This is a genomic window from Acinetobacter sp. UBA6571 (genome assembly GCF_002434085.1).
In the GTDB taxonomy this organism is placed as follows: Bacteria; Pseudomonadota; Gammaproteobacteria; order Pseudomonadales; family Moraxellaceae; genus Acinetobacter; species Acinetobacter radioresistens.
Genome location: NZ_DJJJ01000031.1, coordinates 126,402 through 149,725 on the forward strand (window position 1 = coordinate 126,402; position 23,324 = coordinate 149,725).

General features: G+C 39.3%; 26 protein-coding genes and 1 pseudogene. 17 read left to right on the plus strand and 10 right to left on the minus strand.

Annotated elements, in window-relative coordinates; translation table 11 throughout:
• Positions 1-54 precede the first annotated feature (54 nt).
• The 5 genes and pseudogenes from B3X18_RS05600 (at position 55) to B3X18_RS05620 (ending at position 4,146) form a co-directional block, all read left to right on the plus strand.
• On the plus strand, positions 55-555 hold the full coding sequence (locus B3X18_RS05600; RefSeq protein ID WP_034671115.1) for a hypothetical protein: 501 nt from the start codon (positions 55-57) through the stop codon (positions 553-555).
• Between the two features lie 91 nt (positions 556-646).
• Entirely contained in the window at positions 647-1,576 is a 930-nt protein-coding gene (locus B3X18_RS05605; RefSeq protein WP_034671118.1) for a hypothetical protein, read from the plus strand.
• Between the two features lie 223 nt (positions 1,577-1,799).
• Positions 1,800-2,480 carry a hypothetical protein gene (locus B3X18_RS05610; protein WP_034681006.1) on the plus strand — a complete coding sequence of 227 codons (681 nt, stop codon included), beginning with the start codon at positions 1,800-1,802 and terminating at the stop codon, positions 2,478-2,480.
• A 113-nt stretch (positions 2,481-2,593) separates the two neighbouring features.
• Positions 2,594-3,279, plus strand: a pseudogene (locus B3X18_RS05615) (hypothetical protein).
• 252 nt (positions 3,280-3,531) lie between these two features.
• The gene (locus tag B3X18_RS05620) at positions 3,532-4,146 is read left to right on the plus strand and encodes a hypothetical protein (RefSeq protein ID WP_034671123.1); all 615 of its coding nucleotides are present in this window, start codon (positions 3,532-3,534) and stop codon (positions 4,144-4,146) included.
• A 170-nt stretch (positions 4,147-4,316) separates the two neighbouring features.
• Here the strand turns inward: B3X18_RS05620 and B3X18_RS05625 are convergent, their stop codons facing one another.
• Genes B3X18_RS05625 through B3X18_RS05640 form a run of 4 tightly spaced genes read right to left on the minus strand, consistent with a single transcriptional unit; the run spans position 4,317 to position 7,345 of the window.
• A complete protein-coding gene (locus B3X18_RS05625; RefSeq protein WP_005023675.1) occupies positions 4,317-5,237 on the minus strand; it encodes a Dyp-type peroxidase in 921 nt (306 codons plus the stop codon).
• A 36-nt stretch (positions 5,238-5,273) separates the two neighbouring features.
• Positions 5,274-6,077: a zinc ABC transporter permease subunit ZnuB gene (gene znuB / locus B3X18_RS05630; protein ID WP_034671128.1), complete on the minus strand. Its 804-nt coding sequence runs from the start codon at positions 6,075-6,077 to the stop codon at positions 5,274-5,276.
• A 3-nt stretch (positions 6,078-6,080) separates the two neighbouring features.
• Positions 6,081-6,875 carry a zinc ABC transporter ATP-binding protein ZnuC gene (gene znuC / locus B3X18_RS05635; RefSeq protein ID WP_034428710.1) on the minus strand — a complete coding sequence of 265 codons (795 nt, stop codon included), beginning with the start codon at positions 6,873-6,875 and terminating at the stop codon, positions 6,081-6,083.
• A complete protein-coding gene (locus tag B3X18_RS05640; RefSeq protein WP_005017294.1) occupies positions 6,848-7,345 on the minus strand; it encodes a transcriptional repressor in 498 nt (165 codons plus the stop codon). Before B3X18_RS05640 ends, znuC begins: the two co-directional genes overlap by 28 nt.
• Positions 7,346-7,466: 121 nt before the next feature.
• On the opposite strand from B3X18_RS05640, the gene B3X18_RS05645 reads away from it, so the two are divergent.
• The 11 genes from B3X18_RS05645 (at position 7,467) to B3X18_RS05695 (ending at position 17,675) form a co-directional block, all read left to right on the plus strand.
• The gene (locus B3X18_RS05645; protein WP_005017292.1) at positions 7,467-8,303 is read left to right on the plus strand and encodes a metal ABC transporter solute-binding protein, Zn/Mn family; all 837 of its coding nucleotides are present in this window, start codon (positions 7,467-7,469) and stop codon (positions 8,301-8,303) included.
• Between the two features lie 173 nt (positions 8,304-8,476).
• The gene (locus B3X18_RS05650; protein ID WP_005017290.1) at positions 8,477-8,875 is read left to right on the plus strand and encodes an ATP synthase subunit I; all 399 of its coding nucleotides are present in this window, start codon (positions 8,477-8,479) and stop codon (positions 8,873-8,875) included.
• A 104-nt stretch (positions 8,876-8,979) separates the two neighbouring features.
• The gene (atpB, locus tag B3X18_RS05655) at positions 8,980-9,855 is read left to right on the plus strand and encodes a F0F1 ATP synthase subunit A (protein WP_005017287.1); all 876 of its coding nucleotides are present in this window, start codon (positions 8,980-8,982) and stop codon (positions 9,853-9,855) included.
• An 84-nt stretch (positions 9,856-9,939) separates the two neighbouring features.
• Positions 9,940-10,185, plus strand: coding sequence for a F0F1 ATP synthase subunit C (gene atpE, locus B3X18_RS05660; protein ID WP_000424060.1), 246 nt, complete (start codon positions 9,940-9,942; stop codon positions 10,183-10,185).
• Between the two features lie 42 nt (positions 10,186-10,227).
• On the plus strand, positions 10,228-10,698 hold the full coding sequence (locus tag B3X18_RS05665; RefSeq protein WP_005017284.1) for a F0F1 ATP synthase subunit B: 471 nt from the start codon (positions 10,228-10,230) through the stop codon (positions 10,696-10,698).
• An 11-nt stretch (positions 10,699-10,709) separates the two neighbouring features.
• Positions 10,710-11,246 carry a F0F1 ATP synthase subunit delta gene (locus B3X18_RS05670; protein WP_005405676.1) on the plus strand — a complete coding sequence of 179 codons (537 nt, stop codon included), beginning with the start codon at positions 10,710-10,712 and terminating at the stop codon, positions 11,244-11,246.
• 45 nt (positions 11,247-11,291) lie between these two features.
• Complete coding sequence (gene atpA, locus B3X18_RS05675) at positions 11,292-12,836, plus strand: F0F1 ATP synthase subunit alpha (protein ID WP_005017281.1); 1,545 nt, start codon at positions 11,292-11,294, stop codon at positions 12,834-12,836.
• Positions 12,837-12,908: 72 nt separating this feature from the next.
• The gene (gene atpG, locus B3X18_RS05680) at positions 12,909-13,778 is read left to right on the plus strand and encodes a F0F1 ATP synthase subunit gamma (RefSeq protein ID WP_005017279.1); all 870 of its coding nucleotides are present in this window, start codon (positions 12,909-12,911) and stop codon (positions 13,776-13,778) included.
• Positions 13,779-13,807: 29 nt separating this feature from the next.
• On the plus strand, positions 13,808-15,202 hold the full coding sequence (gene atpD / locus B3X18_RS05685; protein WP_005017275.1) for a F0F1 ATP synthase subunit beta: 1,395 nt from the start codon (positions 13,808-13,810) through the stop codon (positions 15,200-15,202).
• Positions 15,203-15,229: 27 nt separating this feature from the next.
• Entirely contained in the window at positions 15,230-15,649 is a 420-nt protein-coding gene (locus tag B3X18_RS05690) for a F0F1 ATP synthase subunit epsilon (RefSeq protein ID WP_005023671.1), read from the plus strand.
• Positions 15,650-16,298: 649 nt separating this feature from the next.
• On the plus strand, positions 16,299-17,675 hold the full coding sequence (locus tag B3X18_RS05695; protein WP_005023670.1) for an NAD-dependent succinate-semialdehyde dehydrogenase: 1,377 nt from the start codon (positions 16,299-16,301) through the stop codon (positions 17,673-17,675).
• 46 nt (positions 17,676-17,721) lie between these two features.
• Here B3X18_RS05695 and B3X18_RS05700 read toward each other — a convergent pair whose 3' ends face one another.
• The 5 genes from B3X18_RS05700 to B3X18_RS05720 all read right to left on the minus strand — a co-directional run bounded on the left by B3X18_RS05700 (position 17,722) and on the right by B3X18_RS05720 (position 21,277).
• On the minus strand, positions 17,722-18,309 hold the full coding sequence (locus B3X18_RS05700) for a hypothetical protein (RefSeq protein WP_005023668.1): 588 nt from the start codon (positions 18,307-18,309) through the stop codon (positions 17,722-17,724).
• Positions 18,310-18,460: 151 nt separating this feature from the next.
• Positions 18,461-18,802, minus strand: coding sequence for an RcnB family protein (locus tag B3X18_RS05705; protein ID WP_034675564.1), 342 nt, complete (start codon positions 18,800-18,802; stop codon positions 18,461-18,463).
• A 194-nt stretch (positions 18,803-18,996) separates the two neighbouring features.
• On the minus strand, positions 18,997-19,539 hold the full coding sequence (locus B3X18_RS05710) for a glutathione peroxidase (RefSeq protein WP_034675562.1): 543 nt from the start codon (positions 19,537-19,539) through the stop codon (positions 18,997-18,999).
• 126 nt (positions 19,540-19,665) lie between these two features.
• Complete coding sequence (locus B3X18_RS05715) at positions 19,666-20,307, minus strand: viral A-type inclusion protein (RefSeq protein ID WP_139880744.1); 642 nt, start codon at positions 20,305-20,307, stop codon at positions 19,666-19,668.
• Between the two features lie 214 nt (positions 20,308-20,521).
• Positions 20,522-21,277: an AraC family transcriptional regulator gene (locus B3X18_RS05720; RefSeq protein ID WP_034675554.1), complete on the minus strand. Its 756-nt coding sequence runs from the start codon at positions 21,275-21,277 to the stop codon at positions 20,522-20,524.
• 115 nt (positions 21,278-21,392) lie between these two features.
• Here B3X18_RS05720 and B3X18_RS05725 point away from each other — a divergent pair, with 115 nt between their 5' ends.
• On the plus strand, positions 21,393-22,286 hold the full coding sequence (locus B3X18_RS05725; protein ID WP_034675552.1) for a DMT family transporter: 894 nt from the start codon (positions 21,393-21,395) through the stop codon (positions 22,284-22,286).
• 461 nt (positions 22,287-22,747) lie between these two features.
• On the opposite strand, the gene B3X18_RS05730 is transcribed toward B3X18_RS05725, so the two are convergent.
• Positions 22,748-23,317, minus strand: a complete 570-nt coding sequence (locus tag B3X18_RS05730) for an L-threonylcarbamoyladenylate synthase (protein WP_034675551.1) — start codon at positions 23,315-23,317, stop codon at positions 22,748-22,750.
• Positions 23,318-23,324 lie beyond the last annotated feature (7 nt).

Here is a 23,324-nt window from a genome sequence, read left to right on the forward strand (position 1 = left end):
TCTTTTAAAATAAAAAATTAATGGTAATGGGTTTAAAATAATAAGGAATTTGAAATGAAATGTTTGAAAAAAGTAATGATATTTTCTATTGGTTTAGTAATATCAAGTAGTCCGTCAGTCGCCAAAGAAATCAATAAAATAGAGAAAAATATTAGAGTAATTAAATATCCTATATCATCAAATTTTTATTCAGAATGTAGAGAAAATAAATCTGAAAAAGAATGCAAAAAAATAAGTGATATAAAAGATTATTCTTATAAATCAACTAAAATTTTAAAAGAACTCCCAGTTGAAGGGAGGTTTTTGTCAGATGGTAAAATAAAAGATCTTAATGTAGATAATTTTAGATTTATATCTAAAGGTAATGATATAGTTTACTCTATAGCTGAAAAATATGTAGATACAGATGAAGAGGCTAAATCAGAATTTTATTTGATTAAAATTAAGCCAAAACTAGAAATAGAAAAAATAGGTTATTATTACTCAATTGATAGCTCCGGGATAATTAGTTATAAAGATGAGTATGAAAAATTATTAAAGAAAAATTTAAAATAAAAATATGTGATATACCTCCTCTAAGTTGGGGTGTATTATTTAAAAAATAAAAAATTGATAGTAATTGGTTTAAACTAATAGGAAGTTTGAAGTGAAATTTTTGGAAACAGTAATAATATTTTCTATTGGTTTGTTAGTATCAAATTGTGGATTTTCTAAAGAAAATAATCAAAATTTTGAAAGTGATAAGAAGAACGTTTCTAATGATTTTGTTACAAAAGATAAAGTTTTAAAGTGTAACTTTGACCATAGTTTTATTGATTTTTGTTCAGATAATTATTTAAAGCTTTATAATAATTCATTGAGAAAAAAAGTAAACTTTGCCCAAAATAAAGTTGCTTTAGTAATTGATAAAGAAAGAGATACTGGAAAAGGTGCACCTAGAAAAGTTAAATACTTTGTCGTATTAGATCCAACAACGAAAAGAGTATATCCATTAGGACAATCTGTTGGTTATTTTGTTAATAATAGATTAGAAGAGATCATAAATGAGCCTCCTCGTATTAAATTTAGTCAAAATAATAATCAAATTTGTCTATCAGGTACAACATTTTCGTATCAAGATAATAATATAAATGTTGAGAATGAATGTTATACATTCAATCCAAATGATAAAGATTTTTTTAAAAAAGTACAGAAACAAAAAAATATAAAATATAAAAATAGCAATTTTCCCATTACATTTGAAAAGAAAAAATTTATGTGTAATGGAGTGAAGTGTAAAGAAAATACACTCACAAATGATAGGTTAAAAGAAATATCAAATAATGATAAAAATAGTGAACTTCGATTTCTTGTAAATGAAAGAGGATTTGATACAACCTATATTAATGCTTCTGCTGGTAGTAAGATTTTATATGTTTTAAAATATAGTGAGGGTGATAGTGAGCAAGAAAATATATATTTATCCTATTTTTTAGATGATCTATTTAAAACTAAGGCATTAGGTGAAGTTAAATCATTTAAAATAGATAGTAGTCAGAATGTATATTTTAATGGTAATAAATTAATCTTAAATTAATTTTTTAATAAAACAGGATATCTTTAGTTGATATCTTGTTTTTAAATATAAAGTTTTTCTTATAATATTATTTTATATAGAATAATTAATTAGTTGTATTGTTAAATATAAAAATATTTAATATATAACTAAAAAATATTGCTAAGCTTAACAGTGGTATCATTAGTGGCTTCATTTCTGGCGATGAGCCTGGAGAAGGTGCGATGCATATAGAGATAACCTAATGAAAAATACTTTATTATTAATACTAGTTTTGTTAGTTTCTGGATGTTTCAATACAGCTAATACAGCTAATACAGCTAATACAGCTAATACAGCTAATACAGCTAATACAGCTAATACAGCTAATACAGCTAATACAGCTAATACAGTTTATTATTCATATAAGAAATGCACTTTAAAAAATGTTTGTAGTGAATTTAATTACATAAAATATCAAAATAGTTATGCATTGTTTGCTTATAAGCCTCCTGTAGATGAATTTTATATAAAAATAAAAGATAATAAATATTACATTATCTATAAAAATATATTTTCAGAAGGTGTTGAAATGGGATGGGCACAAATGAAAATAGTTGCAAATAATGAAAATAATCTTATTATAGAAACTAATAATATATTTCAAACTTTAGGAAACTATAATATTATAGGCAATGGTGATAACTCTAATTATGTTCCCTCGAAAAACTATAGAAGAGATATGTATAAAATTAATGACTTCTATGATGGCTATTCTTTTAGACAATATCAAAAATTAACTTTTATAAAGAAAAATAAGCAGCTTTTACTTGATTGTAAAAACTATATGCAAGACCTAGATCCGAAGAATAATTATTCAGGTATGTTCTATAGTGTTTGTTCTGATAAGGAAAAAATTTATTTTAAAGAAATTCCAGAATTATAAATAACATGAATATTTTTATAATTATGTAAATTTAGGTGGTATTTTTAATTTCAGGATATAGATTTAATATAATAATAAAGATATATATCATTAATCATGCAAAGGTAGTAAAAGTGATTTATAAAATATTAATAGGTATGTGCTTATTGGCCTAAGTGCTTGTGATACTAAATATTTGAGTGATACTACTCATACTAAACCTATTAAACCGCGAAAAATAGAAGAGAAGTCACAAGAAAGTCTACCTACAGTAGAGAAATTGAAGATTAGTAAGGATATTAAGGAAAAACTAGATAATAAAATTTATTTATTATTAGATCCTGGTGAAGGAGGTATTATAAGTGAAAAACCTCTTAATAAAGATATTGTAATTATTTATAAAGATAATGAAAAAATTAAATATGATGTCGTGGCACCAGTATTGAAAAATGATGATTCTGATTGTGTTTCAAAATTAACTATTGTTACAGATGAGCCTAACTATTTTTATAATATTAATAAAAGAAGTAAGGATTTAGTTTGAGGCTATGGCTTTGAATTAAATAAGGATTAGATTCTATATAAAAATAATAAAGTTAGAAGGATTGATATGATAGGGAATGGAATCCCTAACATTATAACTGAATATTTTACAAAAGAAGGTTCACATTTTAATATTTGGGGAGGGCTTAATAATGAAGAAAAGCTATTACATCGTTATACTTATCTAGATATGGATTTACAAGCATCATGTACTGAAAATAAAGAAATATATAGTAAGGGTTTGTTGGATGTAAGGAATAAGTATAGAGAAAATTAATAATATTTATGATAGATAAAAATTTTACTTAAAGATATAGATACTTTAATACTAAAAGTGCTTATATTAAAATAAATTAATATTATATTTCTACTAGTCGAATTTTAATGTAAAAAGTATTAATTATAGAAACTTTTAAAGCTATCTATTTTTTATATTTTTGATTCTCAGAAAATTTAAAATGAAGAATTTTTTAGACTTTAATTAAAGTAATGTATTGTTTAAAAAAATATATATAGAGATTATGCAATAATGATTAGAGTCTTTTTTTTATTTTTAATTAGTTTAATGTATGCAGTTACAACTGAGGCAGGTCAGCCTAAGTCAAGTAATACAAAACTTTATTTTTCATATCAAATCTGTAAAAATTCAGGGAAGTGTAAGCATTTTATACCCACAAAAAAAGTGAATAATTATCTTTTTAAAAGACTTGATCCTGCACGTGATGAGTTTTATATAAAAGATAATAATGGTAATTTTACCTTATATTATAAAAATATTTATAGTGAAGATGTCCAAGTTGGATGGGCAGAAGCTAAAGTAGATAAAAATAATAATAATGAGTTGAGTTTAAATATTGATAAAATTAACTTGGCCTTGGGTGGGATTGATTTTATAAAGAATGGATATGCAACTAAACAGGCTGAATCAAAGAATTTTAAGTTAGGAATCTATTATTTAGCTGATAATTATACAGGTGCTCCATATTATCAAAAGCAAAAAATAGTATTTAAGAAAAATGCTGGAGATTTGATTTTAGAATGCAATAGCTATTTAAATAATCCTTCTGTAAAAGATGAATCTTATGGAGTTTTTTATGGAGTATGTTCCGAAGGAGAAAAAGTTTACTTTAAGCAGGTAAACTGATTTAATTATCCTTTTTTATATAAATATAAGGCTAATAGCTTTTATATTTTTTAAGTTAAGTTATTAACCAAAACTTTAGATTTAAGACTAATAATTTTTAATTTAATTTTATTAAAATGTAAGAAAGCTCTAAAATACTCTAGAGCTTTAAAAATATACCCTTCAGTTTTTTAACTCTCTAATATCACTTCAAGTAATTCTGCGCTAGGCGCAAAGTAATATGCCCCATCAAGTGGAGTAACAAAATGTAATAAACGGTCATGAATACCATCACCACTGGTTCCAAACATACGGTTCAGCATGAGATCGATAATGTTAAGGTCTTTAGTATAAGCAATAAAGAAAAGACCCTGATCACCTTTCCCATCACCATATGGGAGACTATGACGAAGAATCTCCATTTCCTCACCATTTTCATCTTCTACCACGGTACGTGCTATATGCGCATTCTCAGGTTTTACCTCATTATCCAGTTCAATAGACTCAAGTTTGGTACGGCCCATGATCTGCTCTTGAGTATCTACTTTTAAACGTTTCCATTTTTCCAGGTCATGTGCATAACGCTGGGCGAAAATAAACGATCCATCTGCAAAGACACCACTGTCTTCAGGCAGAAGCGCAACCTCTGCACGGTCATCATTAAATTGTGGGTTTTCAGTACCGTCAATAAAGCCGGTAATATCACGCCCATCAAAGTAGCGAAAACATACCCGCTCATCCAGCACCTCAACCTTATCTTTGATTCCCTCAAAAAATGCCTGGCTCAAGGCAAAACAGATGTCAGCACGTGCGCTGGCAATATGAATGAATACATCGGCAGGTACCACCGGCATCTGAAAAGTACCCTGCTGAGGAGCAAGCTGTTTAAAACCAGAAGGCATTTCTTTATAAAGCTGGAGCCATATTTCTGGACCGAAAGCAACGGCCGCTTTAATCTGTGCAGCAGGGTGCTGGGTAATCAAGCGGTCTCGTGTACTATGCAGTAGCGCGATGTGCTTTTTAAGCTCAGCCACTGACAAATCTTTTAAACGTAAACTGATAAAACGTGCATGGTCAGAAGGTAAGGGAAGGATTACCGATTGAGCAGTCATTAAAAACCCCACAAAATTTTATACAGGCTTTAAGCCTTATGAAATACTTGTTCTGATCTTCTGTACAGTAAAAATCAGGATAAATAAAATTGCCATAGTAAGTACAATACTTAAGCCGGTCGAAATGTCTAGACCAGCACTTGACCATAGTCCTACCGTTATTCCAATCTGTGCCATCACAAATGCCCAGATCACCATCTGTCTGGGTGAATGTGCAAGCAGACGTGCCGTCAGCGCAGGTATGACCAGTAATGCTCCCATTAGTAAAGAACCTACGGCACGCAATGCCAGAACTGTAAACAGCGCCAGCAGTAACATGAAAATCAGGCGCTGCCATTGGTTATGGATGCCTTCGCTGGCTGCAATATCCGGATCAATTGCAGTACGGATCTGGGCTTGCCATGATTTATAAAGCACGGCGAGTCCCAGCAGAATAACCGCAGCAAATGTAGGTAAGTCATTCCAGCTGATTGTGAGCAGGTCACCGAACAGATAACTGAGCAGTTCAGGCCTTAAACTGGGCAAGTGCTGGATAAACAACAGGCCAGAACAGAGCAGGGTCGCTGAACACAGTGCCAGTAAAGCATCACTCGGCAAGCGCGGATCATGCAATACCCATAACACTGCCACCAGTAATAAGGCCAGTAAAGTAACACCCATCCATAGTGGTAAGCTAAGTGCACCTGCAACGGCAACGCCAAGCAAAGTGCCATGCGCCATGGTGTCGGCAAAAAATGACATCCGTCGCCACAGCATCAGACAGCCAAGTGGAGCGGTCAGAAAGACCAGCAGGGTACCCATAATCCAGGCAGGAAGCAGAAGTTGTAGCCATTCCATCATTACTTAAACTTCCGGTTCAGGGTGGATATGTGGACGGGCATCATGCTGACAGGGTTCAGCATGGTCGCCATGCGCACAGTGGTCATGATGATGCTGGTAAAATACACGTTGGGTTCCAAAGATTGCTTGGTATTCAGGATGTTGCTGAACATTCTCTGGCAGGCCGCTACAACAGATATGCTTGTTGAGGCAAACCACACGATGCGTGCCTTGCATGACCCACTGCAAGTCATGAGAAACCATTAATACGGCACAGCCATAACGTTCCGGCAGGCTCCGTACATAGGCATACAGTTCGGCCTCAGACTGAATGTCAAGCCCTTGCATGGGTTCATCCAGAACCAGGATATCTGGCTGGCGCAGTAATGCACGTGCCAGTAATACCCGTTGCCGTTCACCTCCGGAAAGTTGTTGCACTTTAGATAACTCTAACTTGCTGATACCCGTATCTCGGATGATTTCTGATTTGATCTGCTGGGAGCAGTTTTCTAATGCCAGCAAGTCTTTGACGCGCAATGGCAAGCTATGTGATGGGTTAAATTTTTGTGGCACATACGACATCTTTAGCGTTTTAGCCGTGCGGACATGACCAGTACTCGGCTGCATAATGCCTAGCAATATCTTAATCAGGGTAGACTTGCCAGCACCGTTTGGACCGATCAGGGTCACAATCTCCCGTTCATGGAGCGTAAAATTAATCTGCTTAAGAATATCCAGCTCATCAAGCCTTACACTGATATCTTCAAGAGAAACCAGGGGCAGGGGAGAGCTTAGGCCGTGGTGTTGCACTGCTGACATAATCCTGAAATCTCGATAATACTGTGGTGCGCATTAAAATGATCAGAAGCTGCCAGCTGCTCCAGCTGCTGCATCAAGCCTTGTGCCGATGCCTCTTTAACAATGTGACAGCGCGTACAGATCAGAAAAGCCGCCTGATGGCCTTCTCTTGGATGACAACAGGGAATATAGGCATTAATCGAAGTCAAACGGTGAATAAGGCCTTTTTCCAGCAGAAACTCTAGCGTACGGTAAACAGTAGGTGGAGCAGCCGGCCGGTCAGTATTACTTTTCATTTTAGCCAGCAGGTCATAGGCCCCCATCGGGCTGGAAGCTTTCAGAATCAGCTCCAGCACCTGTTTACGTAAAGGAGTAAGACGTGCACCCGAGGCAATACATAAGCTTTCTGCTTCAGCAAGACGTGCTTCAACGTTATGATGGTCATGTACGCCGTGCAATGTGTCATGATGTCCATGTGAACATGAGCTCATGCTAAAACCTCGAAAATAATTTATTAAATATTAACATGAAGCCTAAGCATGTTTCGAACAGGCATAGGTATTTTTGTAGAATTGTTATATTATAACATTAAAGGGTCTTGGTTTCTTCTTCATGTTACGTTTTATTCTTGTTGCTCTGGCACTATGCAGTTGTACCTTAAGCTGGTCAAATGACCTGGTTGTATCTACACAACCTATTTACCTGATCAGTAAAGCAGTTACCCAAGGAATCGAGCAACCCAAGCTGCTATTAGCCAATCAGAGCGGGCATGATATTACTCTAAAGCCGGCTCACCGTAAGACCATTCAGGATGCTTCTCTGGTGATCTGGCTTGGGAAAGCTCATGAAGCTCCTTTAGACAAGGTATTGAGTAGTCAGCCTAAAGCAATCTCTATCCTGGATTCAGGACTGGTAAAGCTGCTGCCACTTCGAAATACACGTGGTAAAGCATTACCAAATACTGTCGATACCCATATCTGGCTTGATCCGAATAATGCGGTACGTATTGGCTTTTTTATAGCGGCCTTACGTTCACAGCAGTATCCGGCACATCGGCAGGCTTACTGGAATAATGCACGGGCATTCGCAGCACGTATGCTCAAAGTGACGCAACAATATAACCAGACTGGTCAGTCACGTCCGTACTGGTCTTATCATGATGCTTACCAATATTTGGAAAGACCTCTTAATCTGCGCTTCGCTGGTGCCTTAACTGATGATCCACATATTGCTCCAACTATGAGTCAGATTCGTTACCTGAACCAGCAGCGGCCAAGTCAAAAAATGTGTTTGCTGGCAGAAGGCCATGCCAGCCAAGCCCAGTATCGTAGCCTGAATCCGATCATATTTCAGAAGGTCGACGAAAGTATGAGTAATGAGCAGGATTTTATTGTAGCGTGGAAAGATCTGGCTGATCAGGCCCATCGCTGTGTAGTAAATGCACGATAAACAGATAAAAAATAAACACCCTGAAAATCTCTCAAGAACCGGCTGAGGATTGAAAAAAACCATAGTTCAATCGGGAAAAGATTGCATGTTCAGGGGTGTAACTCTATAATGCCTGCGATTAAAAACGATCATCAGCTAAACTTGTCAAGCATTTATGCTGTAAGTGGGTAAAAATGAGCCGAACTAGTCGCTTGATTGACCGACGGTTAGCGAAAGCTTTGGTCTACCTGCAAGCATTTATGATACCTGTGTCTGCTTTGATAGCATGGCTTGTAAGTGATACAACCGCAGCATTAAGTGCCGCACTTGGTGCATTGGTGTGCTGGCTTGCAAGCAGTTATTTCTCATGGCAGTCATTTAGAACTGCCGGGGCAAGAGCTTCAAAGCAGGTTCTATTGAATATGTACCGGGGCATGCTCGGCAAGTTTGCAATCATGATTGTTGGCTTTATTTTAATTTTAAGCAATGTACAACCACTGTCACCGGTGGCATTGTTTTGTGGATTTATACTCGTTCAGAGCATGTCTTGGGTTGCCCCGTTTTGGGTGTCTCGACTACAAAAACGAGTTTAAGCGCAGCAGAAATTGAAAAGTTTTTTTGGAGATGTGTGAGATATCAGGCAGCACGCGATATTCACCAGCTCTATTTATTATTTGACATTGACCAGGTGTGATTTATGGCTGCTGAAGAACATGCCCTTACTTCGACAGAGTATATTAAGCATCACTTGACCAATATGACCTATGGCAAAATGCCGGACGGTACTTGGAAATTGGCCGAGACTGCTGAAGAAGCTCAACAGATGGGGTTCACTGCAATTCACTTGGATTCAATGGGTTGGTCAATTGGCCTTGGTGTGATTTTCTGTTTGTTATTCTGGCTGGTTGCTAAAGCAGCCAATTCTGGTGTTCCTACCAAATTCCAGTCTGCAATCGAAATGATCATTGAGTTCGTTGACTCAAGTGTTCGTGATACTTTCCATGGCAAATCTCGCTTGATTGCGCCATTGGCACTGACCATCTTCGTGTGGATTTTCCTCATGAACCTGATGGACCTGATTCCTGTTGACTGGGTTCCTTACCTGGCTCAGCAGATTGGTGCAAGTGTATTTGGTATGGATCCTCACCACGTTTACTTCAAGATTGTTCCATCTACTGACCCGAACATTACCTTAGGTATGTCCCTGTCAGTATTTGTCCTGATCTTGTTTTACAGCATCCGTGAAAAGGGTGTTGGTGGCTTTGTTGGCGAGTTGGCACTTAACCCATTCAACCCAAGTAACCCAGTTGCAAAAGCGTTACTTATTCCGGTGAACTTAATTCTGGAACTGGTAACTTTCCTTGCACGTCCAATTTCATTGGCACTTCGACTGTTCGGTAACATGTATGCGGGTGAGTTGATCTTCATCTTGATCGCGCTTTTACCGTTCTGGATCCAATGGGCGTTATCTGTGCCTTGGGCTATCTTCCACATTCTTGTTATTACGTTGCAGGCGTTCATTTTCATGATGCTGACCATCGTATACTTGAGCATGGCAAGCGAAAAACATTAATGGTATTGCCTGACTGTTATCAGACGGTTAGGCACAATTTTTTAATTTAATTTGGTATAAAACCTAACCTCTGAGGAATTTTTCATGGAACTCACTTTAGGTCTAGTTGCAATTGCATCTGCTATCTTGATCGCTTTCGGTGCTTTAGGTACTGCGATTGGTTTTGGTCTTCTGGGCGGTCGCTTCCTTGAAGCTGTTGCACGTCAACCAGAATTGGCTCCACAACTTCAAACTCGTATGTTCCTAATCGCGGGTCTTCTTGATGCTGTGCCTATGATCGGCGTTGGTATTGGTTTGTTCTTCATCTTCGCAAATCCATTTGTAGGTTAATCAGCTTAATTCCCAAAACTCCACTATTTGAGGAATTGCTAAATGAATATCAACCTCACATTGATTGGCCAAGCGATTGCATTTGCGGTTTTTGTCGCATTCTGCATGAAGTTTGTCTGGCCACCACTAATCAATGCGATTAGTGAGCGTCAGCGTCGTATCGCTGATGGCTTAAATGCTGCTGAAAAAGCGAAAGCTGATCTTGCCGATGCACAGGCGCAAGTAAAGCAAGAGCTTGACGTGGCTAAAGCACAAGCGGCTCAATTGATCGAACAAGCGAACCGTCGTGCAGCACAGCTGATCGAAGAAGCGCGTACTCAAGCTGCGGCTGAAGGTGAGCGTATTCGTCAACAGGCAAAAGAAGCTGTTGATCAGGAGATCAATTCTGCTCGCGAAGAATTACGTCAACAAGTTGCTGCCTTGGCAGTATCTGGTGCAGAAAAAATCCTGAACCAGCAAGTTGATGCGCAAGCTCACAATGCCATGCTGACCCAGCTGGCTGCTAAACTTTAAGCGAGGCGATTATGGCTGAACTCTTGACGTTGGCACGCCCGTACGCCAAAGCAGCATTTGCTTACGCTTCTGAGCAAGGTGCAACTGACAATTGGTCGAATGCGTTACAAGTGCTCAGTGCTGCGGTGCAAGACGAAGCATTTTCCGCTTATTTAAATCGTCCTGAGCTTACACCTGTACAACAGGTGGAACTTTTTGCAAAGGTTTTAGGTGAACAACAAAGTCAGGCAGTGTCAAACTTTCTGATTTTGCTGGCAGACAATGACCGTTTGGCATTGCTTCCTGAAATTGCTGCAGAGTATGAAGAGCTTAAGTCACAGAATAACAATACAGTCGATGTCGTTATCGAATCGGCTTTTCCCTTGAATGCAGAACAGGAACAGCTGCTGGCAGATGCGTTACAAAAACGTTTTAATGCCGTTGTAAATGTTAGTGTTGAAGTGAATCCGGCGTTAATCGCGGGTGTTGTAATTCGTGCGGGCGATCAAGTGATAGATGATTCTGCGCTGAACAAGCTTGAAAAAATGCGGACTCGTCTTCTTGCATAACGCAAAACAGAAGACTGAACTTATAAAAGATTGAGGTATAGCGCAATGCAACAACTGAATCCATCCGAGATCAGTGCGCTCATTAAACAGCGTATCGGCGATCTGGACACCAGCGCGACCGCTAAAAACGAAGGTACCATTGTTATGGTATCCGACGGTATTGTGCGCATTCACGGCCTTGCTGATGCAATGTACGGTGAAATGATCGAATTCGACGGCGGCTTATTTGGTATGGCACTGAACCTAGAACAGGATTCAGTGGGTGCCGTTGTTTTAGGTAGCTACCTAAACCTTCAAGAAGGTCAAAAAGCTCGTTGTACAGGCCGTGTATTAGAAGTTCCGGTTGGTCCTGAACTTTTAGGTCGTGTCGTAGATGCTTTGGGTAACCCGATTGATGGTAAAGGCCCTATTGATGCAAAAATGACTGATGCTGTTGAAAAAGTAGCACCAGGTGTAATTTGGCGTCAATCAGTAGATCAGCCTGTCCAAACTGGTTATAAATCAGTAGACACCATGATCCCTGTAGGTCGTGGTCAGCGTGAGCTGATCATTGGTGACCGTCAGACTGGTAAAACAGCAATGGCGATCGATGCCATCATCGCTCAGAAAAACTCTGGCATTAAGTGTGTATATGTGGCAATTGGTCAGAAACAATCGACCATCGCTAACGTTGTGCGCAAGCTGGAAGAAAGTGGTGCGATGGCATATACCACTGTTGTCGCAGCGGCAGCAGCTGATCCTGCAGCAATGCAGTATTTGGCTCCGTACTCTGGCTGTACAATGGGTGAATATTTCCGTGACCGCGGTGAAGACGCTCTGATCATCTATGATGATCTGTCTAAACAAGCAGTTGCGTATCGTCAAATTTCACTGCTTTTACGTCGTCCACCAGGTCGTGAAGCGTATCCAGGTGACGTGTTCTATCTACATTCGCGTCTTCTTGAGCGTGCTTCTCGTGTATCTGCTGACTACGTTGAGAAATTCACCAATGGTGAAGTTACAGGCCAGACTGGTTCATTAACTGCATTGCCAATTATTGAAACACAAGCCGGTGACGTATCTGCATTCGTACCAACGAACGTAATTTCGATTACTGACGGTCAGATCTTCCTTGAAACCTCTCTGTTCAATGCGGGTATTCGTCCTGCTGTGAACGCAGGTATCTCGGTATCGCGTGTTGGTGGTTCTGCTCAGACCAAGATTATCAAGAAATTGGCTGGTGGTATCCGTACTGCTCTTGCTCAGTACCGTGAACTGGCGGCATTTGCCCAGTTTGCATCTGATCTTGATGAAGCAACTCGTAAGCAGCTTGAACATGGTCAACGTGTAACTGAACTGATGAAGCAGAAACAATATGCTCCATATTCAATTGCTGACCAAGCTGTATCTATCTATGCTTCAAACGAAGGCTACATGGCTGATGTTGAAGTGAAGAAAATTGTAGACTTTGATGCTGCACTCATTGCGTACTTCCGCTCTGAACATGCCGCACTCATGAAACAAATCGATGAAACTGGTGATTACAACAAAGACATCGAAGCTGCAATTAAAGCAGGTATTGAGAGCTTCAAAGCGACTCAAACTTACTAATTGATTAGTTAAGTTTGTTTCACGGATCAACCTTCGGAGGCTCCTTGAGCTTCCGAATATTAGGTTAAGCGTATGGCAAATTTAAAAGAAATTCGCGCCAAGGTCGCAAGTATCAAGTCCACGCAGAAGATTACGCGTGCGATGCAGATGGTTGCTGCTTCAAAAATGCGTCGTGCGCAAGAGCGCATGGCTCAGGGCCGTCCGTATGCCGAAAATATGCACCGTGTAATTGCTCACCTGGTACAAGCAAACCCTGAATACAAACACCGTTATATGGTTGAGCGCCCGGTTAAGCGCGTTGGCTATATCATCGTGTCTTCAGATCGTGGTCTTGCGGGTGGCTTGAACATTAACCTGTTCAAGAAAGTTGTTCAGCATGTTCAGCAACAACGTGAGCAGTCAATTGAAGTTGAATTTGCTTTAATTGGTCAAAAAGCGGTTTCGTTTTTTAAAAACTACGGCGGTAAAGTGCTCGGCGCTACTACACAAGTAGGGGACGCTCCAAGTCTGGAACAGTTAACCGGTTCTGTACAAGTCATGCTCGATGCATTTGATAGAGGCGAACTTGATCGCATTTATCTGGTATCTAATGCATTTATTAATGCCATGACACAGAAACCAACGGTAAGCCAGCTTGTTCCTCTTGCTCCGGCTAACGAAGGCGACAGCCTCAACCGTACTTATGGTTGGGACTATATCTATGAACCGGAAGCTGAAGAGCTGCTAAACGGTTTATTGGTTCGCTATATCGAGTCTATGGTTTATCAGGGCGTGATTGAAAATATCGCGTGTGAGCAGTCTGCTCGTATGGTTGCAATGAAAGCTGCAACTGACAATGCAGGCCAGCTGATTAAAGACCTACAGCTCATTTATAACAAGCTGCGTCAAGCCGCGATTACTCAGGAAATTTCCGAGATCGTTGGCGGTGCCGCTGCCGTTTAACATTATTAGTTTGAATTGAGGAGACAGCAATGAGTAGCGGTCGTATCATTCAGATCATCGGCGCGGTTATCGACGTCGAGTTTGAACGCAATAGCGTTCCTAAGATCTATGACGCTCTCCAAGTTGACGGTACTGAAACTACTTTAGAAGTTCAGCAACAACTTGGTGATGGTGTTGTGCGTACCATCGCAATGGGTTCTACAGAAGGTCTTAAACGTGGTCTGCCTGTAACTAACTCTGGTGCACCGATTTCTGTTCCTGTGGGTACTGCCTGTCTGGGCCGTATCATGGACGTTTTGGGTCGCCCGATTGATGAGGCAGGTCCTGTAGCGACTGAAGAGCGTTTGCCGATTCACCGTCAAGCACCTTCTTATGCTGAACAAGCGGCTTCTACAGATCTTCTGGAAACTGGTATTAAAGTCATTGACTTGCTTTGCCCGTTTGCAAAAGGTGGTAAAGTTGGCCTGTTCGGTGGTGCCGGTGTTGGTAAAACCGTAAACATGATGGAATTGATCAACAACATCGCAAAAGCTCACTCAGGTTTATCTGTGTTTGCTGGTGTTGGTGAGCGTACTCGTGAAGGTAACGACTTCTATCACGAAATGAAAGATTCTAACGTTCTAGACAAAGTAGCAATGGTCTACGGTCAGATGAACGAGCCACCAGGTAACCGTTTGCGTGTAGCGCTAACTGGTCTGACTATGGCTGAATATTTCCGTGACGAGAAAGACGAAAACGGTAAAGGCCGTGACGTACTGTTGTTTGTAGACAACATCTATCGTTACACATTGGCGGGTACTGAAGTGTCTGCACTTCTAGGCCGTATGCCATCTGCAGTAGGTTACCAGCCTACTCTTGCAGAAGAGATGGGTGTTCTTCAAGAACGTATTACATCAACCAAGAATGGTTCTATTACCTCAATCCAAGCGGTATACGTACCTGCCGATGACTTGACAGATCCATCACCTGCAACTACGTTTGCTCACTTGGACGCAACTGTAGTATTGAGCCGTGACATCGCATCTTCTGGTATTTATCCAGCGATCGATCCACTTGACTCGACTTCACGTCAGCTAGACCCGCTGGTTGTTGGTCAAGAGCATTATGAAATTGCACGTTCTGTACAGAATGTATTGCAGCGTTATAAAGAGCTTAAAGACATTATCGCAATCTTGGGTATGGACGAACTGGCTGAAGAAGATAAACTGGTAGTTTACCGTGCGCGTAAAATCCAGCGTTTCTTCTCTCAACCGTTCCACGTAGCTGAAGTATTTACTGGCGCGCCTGGTAAATTAGTACCGCTTAAAGAAACAATTCGTGGCTTTAAAGGTCTTCTAGCTGGTGAATACGATCACATCCCAGAACAAGCGTTCTATATGGTTGGTGGTATTGACGAAGTTATTGCTAAAGCCGAGAAACTTTAATTAGCTACTCTAATTTAGGAGATTCTCATGGCGACTATGCAATGTGATGTCGTAAGTGTAAATGAGTCAATTTACTCAGGCACTGTGACTATGCTAATTGCAAAAGGGGCTGGTGGCGAACTGGGTATTATGCCTGGTCACGCGCCGCTGGTAACTTTGCTCCTGCCAGGACCGATTCGTGTCCTGCTGGAAAATGGTACGGAAGAGATCGTCTACGTATCTGGCGGTGTTTTAGAAGTTCAGCCACATGTGGTAACGGTTCTTGCTGACTCAGCAATCCGTGCCGATAATCTGGATGAAGCAGCAATTATGGAAGCGCGTCGTAACGCTGAACAGTTGCTGGCTAACCAGAAGAGTGATCTGGACTCTGCTGCTGCTCTGGCTGCTCTGGCAGAAACTGCTGCTCAGCTGGAAACGATCCGTAAAATCAAAAATCGTGCAATGTAATTGTCGGTTTGAGATTAAAGAAACCACCCGAAAGGGTGGTTTTTTTATGATAAGAATCTTTTTAATGAAAATATTTTTATTAGATACCCAGTTTCACAGTAAAGTTACTAAAATTCATTTCTAAGCAGAGTTATTGAAAGCAAATGATTTAAGACAAAATTAAAATACTTTATAGGGGGTAGGCATTTTATATAATACTTGAGTCTCTTAAGGATGGTATAAAATTTTAATTCAATTTATTCTATTAATCGTATCTTATTAATAACCTGAGTTTAAAATTTTTTCATATTAACTTAATAATAGATAATATTTTTTCTTTATTTTAGATGTTTCATTAAATTTTTATTTAAAGAGCTGATCCAGAGTTTTGTATTAATTAAAGGCTAGCTTCAGTTATTCAATCTCTTATTCATAATATCTAGGTTGAATCTATTTTGTACCACTCGATATAACTTTTACCCGCACTCCGTAATGTTTTGAACCATTCTGTAAGCAAAAATAAAGTAGTAAAAAAATAATGCTAGTTTAATTCCATGCCTCTTGGGTTTTTAGCTTGTAAAGCCTTTAGATGTTTTTTCTCTCCCATGACATTACACATATTCTTATTTATTCCAGCAGAAACTAAATTGCTTACACAGGGAACTTTACTATGAGTTATCAATCAGTTAACCCCTTTAATAATCAAAAATTGAAAGACTATCCTTCACATAGCGATCAAGACATTCAAAATGCCTTGGATACAGCAGAAAAAATCCTGAAGTCAGAATGGTCACAACAGGTCGATACCCGTATTGATGTACTGCGCAAGCTGGCTAGCAGTATGCGTGAACGAAAATCAGAACTGGCTAAACTCATGACGCTGGATATGGGTAAACTGATTAAGCAAGGCGAAGGTGAAATTGAAAGCTGCGCCCGCATTGCTGAATATTATGCAAACCATACCAAAGAATTCTTAGCCCCGGTGTCATATGAAACAGAACTGGGCGAAGCATGGGTCGAACATCATCCACTGGGTATCATTATGGCAGTTGAACCCTGGAATTTTCCGTTTTATCAACTGATGCGTGTGTTTGCACCAAACTGTGCAATTGGTAATCCGGTTTTGGCGAAGCATGCCAGTATTGTTCCACAGTGTGCCGAAGCATTCGAACAGTTAATCATAGATGCGGGTGCACCTAGGGGAGTATGGACAAATCTATTTATTAATAGTGATCAGGTAGCGGATATTATTGCGGACCCGCGTGTACAGGGTGTAGCATTAACCGGCTCAGAAGGGGCAGGGCGTGCAGTAGCCGGACAGGCTGGAAAACATGTCACCAAATCCACCTTGGAACTGGGCGGTAATGATGTCTTTATTGTTCTGGATGATGCTGATCTGGAAAAAGCAATTAAGATTGGCTGTCAGGCACGTATCAATAATGCCGGTCAGGTCTGTACCGCAGCTAAACGATTTATTCTACATGAGAACATTGCCGAAGAATTTAAAGCCGGTATGGTTAAAGTCTTTAAAGACTTGAAAGTTGGTGATCCACTTGACCCTGAAACACAACTTGGACCTTTATCTTCATCAGATGCGTTAGAAAAACTGACTGAACAAGTTGAAAATGCTGTGAAAAATGGGGCAACACTAGTCACTGGCGGTAAGCCGGTTGACCATGATGGCAACTTCTATGAACCAACCATTTTAGAAAATATTAGCCGTGATAATCCAGCTTGGTATGAAGAGTTTTTTGGTCCGGTAGCACAGCTTTATGTTGCCAAGAGTGAAGATGAAATTGTAGCCATTGCCAATGATTCACATTATGGTCTGGGTGGTGTAATTCATTCTCAAAATATTGAACGGGCAAAAAAATTAGCTTCCCGAGTCGAAACTGGCATGATTTGGATTAACTGGTATACCGATACTGCACCAGAGTTACCATTTGGCGGAATAAAGAATTCTGGCTATGGTCATGAGCTTTCCATTGATGGTTTTAAAGAATTCGCACAAAAGAAATTAGTCGTTGTCAAAAGCCCGAAAAAATAAGTTAATTTAAAATAAAAAGCCCTAACTATAGGGCTTTTTTATGATTCTAAGTTTCTTCCTGTTCAGATGTTGCTTGAGTATCTTTATCTGAACTCTGCATCAACATATCTGCCAGCTTAAGCATTTCTGTCTGAATAGTATTCATTTGGACCTGAACCTTATTAAAATCCACCTGATTAAAATCAATTTCACCGTTGAGTAAAGGAGAAGCAAGAGCCTGCTGGTTTGCCTCTAAGATATTATTACGGATTGAATCAATTTCCTGACTTTTCAGATTTAAAGAAGACAATGTCTGGCTAAATCCACGAAGTTGTTCTTGTAAAATAGTGGCGGTTGTCTGAAGCTGATGCGGATCTTTCTTTTCAATGGCCTGCTGTAAGTCAGTCTGAGCCTGCTGTAACTTTACTACATAGCCTTGGGTTTTATATTGCATATCTGCCACATCACGGGCCATATAGAATATATTTCCGTTTGCGAGTTCGGAAGATGGGGCAGGTTTTGTTGCAGGAGCCTGGCTGTGTTCACTATACACTGCTTCAGATTCATCCTGCTGCATCTGGTCACAACCTAGTAACAGCAGACCTGAAGTAAAAATAATAAAAGGAAGTAAAGCCCCTTGCAGTAACTTTTTCATGTTCCATGGTATTTCCATTAAATATTGTTTTTTAATATATGGATAAAATGTGGAGATAAAACTTATTGTTGCAAAGCGATAACACTTTTATTAACCCTCAAAGTTAAAAAGATGCCGAAGCACCTTTTTTATAGAACCTATTAAATAAAGCTTAATGATGAACTACTTTAATAACCTGATGTGAACGGGTATTAATCAGCACATAATCTCCATTAACTTTAACCCATTGCTGGTTTCTTGTGGGCTTGGATAAGTTTTTATAACGTTTATGGTCAACCTGGTTCGCATGAGAGTAATATTGTGCAGGAACTTTATCACCTGTTTTCCAGTTTACATGGGATGAAACATGCCGGTTTACTTTAGCTTGATGCTGATAATGAGACTGGTTCTGATCTTGATGACTATAATGGGCACGTTCAGGGGCAGCCATAGCCACTGTGGCACTGAGGCCGGTAACTAGAGCAAATAGGGTAGTCTTAATATAGTGTTTCACGTGGAACCCCGGTTTCAATAAATGTTTAGATAGTTATATTAAAAGCTTTGAATTCCGAGCGAAGATGAAGAATGAATAGTAGATTTATTAAAACTATGGATAAATATAAAACGTAATATTTACTGAAGAACTCTGTCTTGAGCAGTGACCTTTTCTAAAAAGAGGGAGGCGCTGCTCTCCCTCATTTTCTCTAATTATCGTTTTAGTTCCGTCTCAATGGCATCAATTAGGCGCGGGTCATCTGCAGTGATATCTGGTGCGAAACGAGCTATGACTTCTCCATTTTTATTAATTAGAAATTTTTCGAAATTCCAAAGTACTTCCGGTTTAGGATTTGGAGTCAGGCCATAATCTACCAGATCTTTCCACCAAGGGCCTTCACCAATCCGTTCTGGCTGTGCGGTAGTCAGCGTCTGGTAAAGCGGATGTTTATCTGGGCCGGCTACTGAAATTTTGGCAAACATTGGAAAAGAAACATCATAAGTGAGTGAACAAAACTGCTGAATTTCTTCGTTAGAACCCGGCTCCTGTTCTAAAAAATTATTAGCTGGAAAACCCAGCACTTCGAATCCCTGATCTTTTTTCTCACGGTAGAGCTTTTCAAGTCCTTCATATTGCGGAGTCAGTCCACATTTTGAAGCAGTATTGACAATGAGTAAGACTTTACCGGCAAATTGATCAAGTGTAATTTCTTCACCTTGTATGGTTTTAATAGGAATATTAGAAATAGAGGTCATATAGGCATCCCTAAATAAAATAAATTAAAGTTTTAACCTATTCTTTTTAGCCGCAAATTTATCTGGCAGCAAGCTGTTTTATTAATTGTTAAACAGGGCAAGCTATTTTAGCCTGCCCTTAAATTATTATTGAGCTGATTGAGCTGATTGAGCTGATTGAGCTGATTGAGCTGATTGAGCTGATTGAGCTGATTGAGCTGATTGAGCTGATTGAGCTGATTGAGGATCTACTTTTGCCTGAAGTTTCTGTACATCATGCATAATCTCTTTTTGTACATCCATCACCTGCTGTTGTAGCTCTTTAATCTTGGCTTCATCTGGTTTAGCTTCAGTACTTAACTTGGTTAATTCCAGTCCAAGTTCATTTGAATGAATAAATTTATTGCGCAGTTCATGAACTTCCTGACTTTTTAGTGACAGCTTTTTAAGCTCACCATTAAATTCAGTCATGAAACCCTGCATTTTCTTCATTATATCCATAACCTGCTCGCGGTTATTAGCTTGAACTGCCTTCATCATCTGATCTTGGTAATTTATAGCAGCCTCTGCTTTGGAATTTGCCAATGCTTGTAATCTGTTCAGGTCATTACGGATATCTTCATGATTATCTTTTGTCATGCTCCCTGTAGTTGCAGGAGCAGTAGTATTGGCTGTATTAGTTGCGGTAGTTGTCTGCGTGTTTTCTGAAGCAGCTGGTTCAGTTTGTTTATTACAGCCAGCAAAAGCTAAACATGCCATACAGGCAGTAGTAAGAAGTAATTTTTTCATTAAAATAGATATCCTGTTTAGAAAATAATATTAAATTTTGAATCATCAACTTTCTTATTAAAAAAGAAGTGTTGTATTAAAAACTAATCACTTATTTAAACATGCTTTTATTATAAGAAAGACCAAGTTTACTTTTTATACTTAAAAAATATACGTTAAGTTAAAAGATCTTAAAATAGCTTAGATTATAAAATATTATTCCTACAGCTATTAATCAGGACCTCAGCTGTAAGGGGGTATGTTGCGTGTAGCGTTTAAAAAAGGCAATAAAGCTGGAACTATGTTGGTAGCCGAGCTCATAAGCAAGACGCTTGATAGAAGCACCTTGGCAAATCTGGCTGATTGCATAAATAATTTTAGCGCGGTTACGCCACTCAGAAATTGACAGGCCAAGTTCCTGCTGGCTTAAACGTAAAATCTGTCGTTCACTCAAGCTGAATCTTTTAAGCAAGGTTTGTAAGCTATACTGAAAAAGCTCCGGATCAGCCAGTTGCTGGAGTACAGGAAGCAGTACTGTATGATGACTTTGAGGCAAATAGTCATCATAAATCTTGGCCTGTAGCAACTGGTCAAACAGTATCTGTATAAGATGAGAATAAACCGGACCAGGGGCGCCGGAAGACTGTTCTAGAATTTCTCTAACCAGAGCTAAAAGAAAAGGACGAATACTTAAAGTTTTAACCTCTCGGGGTAACTGGTCACACAAACTTGGATGCACCCGTATACAAATAAAATGGGTTACGCTGTGGTCCAGTGCAATAGAACAATGTTCAGTCTGGGGAGGAAGCCATAAAGCATAATTAGGCGGCGCTAAAAAAGTCTGTTTCCCGGTCTGGATTTCCAAAATACCATCTAGGCTAAAATTAAAATCTCCCCAGAGTGAAGAGTGAGAAGCCACAATTTCATTTTTCTCATAAAAAAACTGATCAATCTCGATTAACTCATCCAGAGCAGAATACTGTCTTTTCATTTTTTGAATACCGAGCCAAGATGTCCTCTATACAGTATAGATGTCTGAAAAACAGTATTTCAATTATTTCAGACTTCTAGAACAATACTGGATTGAATGATTAAAGGGCATAGAGATGTCAAGTGATTCCCGTAACCCGGCGTGGGCATTTGTTTTGCCGGTCATTGCTGTCATGATCTGGTCATTAAATATTGTAGTTACACGCTATGCAGCAGATTTGATTTCTCCTGTCAGTATCAGTTTTTATCGCTGGCTTATTGCATTTCTCATTCTGACACCATTCATGTTAGGTAAGGTCTGGGAACAGCGTCAGCTGATAATGCATCACTGGCTACAGCTAGCAGTACTGAGCGCTTTTGGGATGGTACTGTATCAGGGACTGGCATATACCGCGGCGCATTATACCACTGCTACCAATATGGGACTGATTAATGCTTTCATTCCTGTATTCACCATTCTGGTTTCTTTTTTTATTCTCAAAGATATACCCAACCGCTTCGCGATTATGGGCAGTATCCTTTCGTTTTGCGGACTGATTTATGTAATGGCTCAGGGGAACCTGTCGGCACTCTGGCAAAGTGGCGCGCACTGGGGTGATCTGCTTATGGTAGTTGCCGTGTTCTTCTATGCCTTTTATGGTGTTTTCCTGAAAAAATGGCAATTAAAGATTCCTTTATTGATCAGCCTTTATATTCAGATCGCTTTTGCGCTGATCTATCATTTACCTTTTATCGCTTGGCTAGGTCTGGACAGCTTGAATACAGCTAACTTGAGCAGCGTGCTATATGCAGGTATTTTCCCTTCACTGATTGCGCCTTTTGTCTGGATGCTGGCTGTACAGCAGATTGGCCCTAACCGCACCAGTATTTTTATGAATCTGATGCCGGTTTTTACCGCAATCATTGCCAGTTTATGGCTGGCTGAAAGCTGGACAATTTATCATACGCTGGGCGGAGTCCTGATCCTCACAGGTGTTGTAATGGCACAGAAAAAAACCTGTCGAACATGAGCGTTGGTCATTCTCTGGTCATATTTGATCTTTAGATTATTAAGTAGTGCCTAAAAGTTAAACATACGAGAGATTTTATCTAAGCTTAGACTAAGGTCTGATCAGATACTGAGCCCCAGTATAATTATGGAGATTTTTTTATATTTTGAAAAAGCCTTAAATAAATAAAGACATATTTTGAATTGTTTAGCCATATTGATTAGTATTGATCATAAAAAGCTCTATGTATAAGATAAATAATATATTTGTTTTATTTTAAAATTATATTTATAATACACATTAAGCAGGATTGTTAAGTTTTACTTCACATCAAGTGAATATAAAATTGTAATAGACCCTCTGGATGTGTCAACACATCCCTTTTTATACTCAGCCATTCCTATCTATATGGCTGAGTTTTTTTTTGTCTTAAATTTGAGTAGAAAGCTTGCACGGTTCTTAAAAAAAGCTTGGGTCTTATCTCAGGCTCTAATAATTTCACCTGTAATCGCATCAATAATACGGCTAGGTTGCTGGCTTAAACCGAGATCCCCGTTGAGATAATTCAGCTCAGAACCAAAATACTGGCTGGCTTCCTGTAAGGTACGTGCCGGTTCTAGACCTGCAGGGTTAGCACTGGTAGAAACAATAAAACTGTTAAAAGCATTACAGAGGGCTACGCATAGCGGGTGATTGGTGACCCGTACTGCAACTTTAGGATGCTGGCCACGTATCCATACAGGAATCTGCTCATCCGCTGGAAGCAGCCAGGTAGTTGCCCGCTCGGTCACTGAGCGCTGGGCCCATTGCTGGATAACTTGCTGTTGACGCTCCTGGTTTAATGACACTAATAAGTGTTCAACCTGCGAGAGCTGGCCAGCCAGCAAAATAACTCCTTTTTCAATAGGACGTTGTTTCAGGCGCAATATTTCATGGAAGGCCGCTTCATTATATGGATCACAGCCGAGCCCCCAAACAGCTTCGGTGGGGTAGGCTAAAACTTTGCCCTGGCTGAGACATTCTGCTGCTTCTGTCACAGAGGTGGTGATCATATATTCT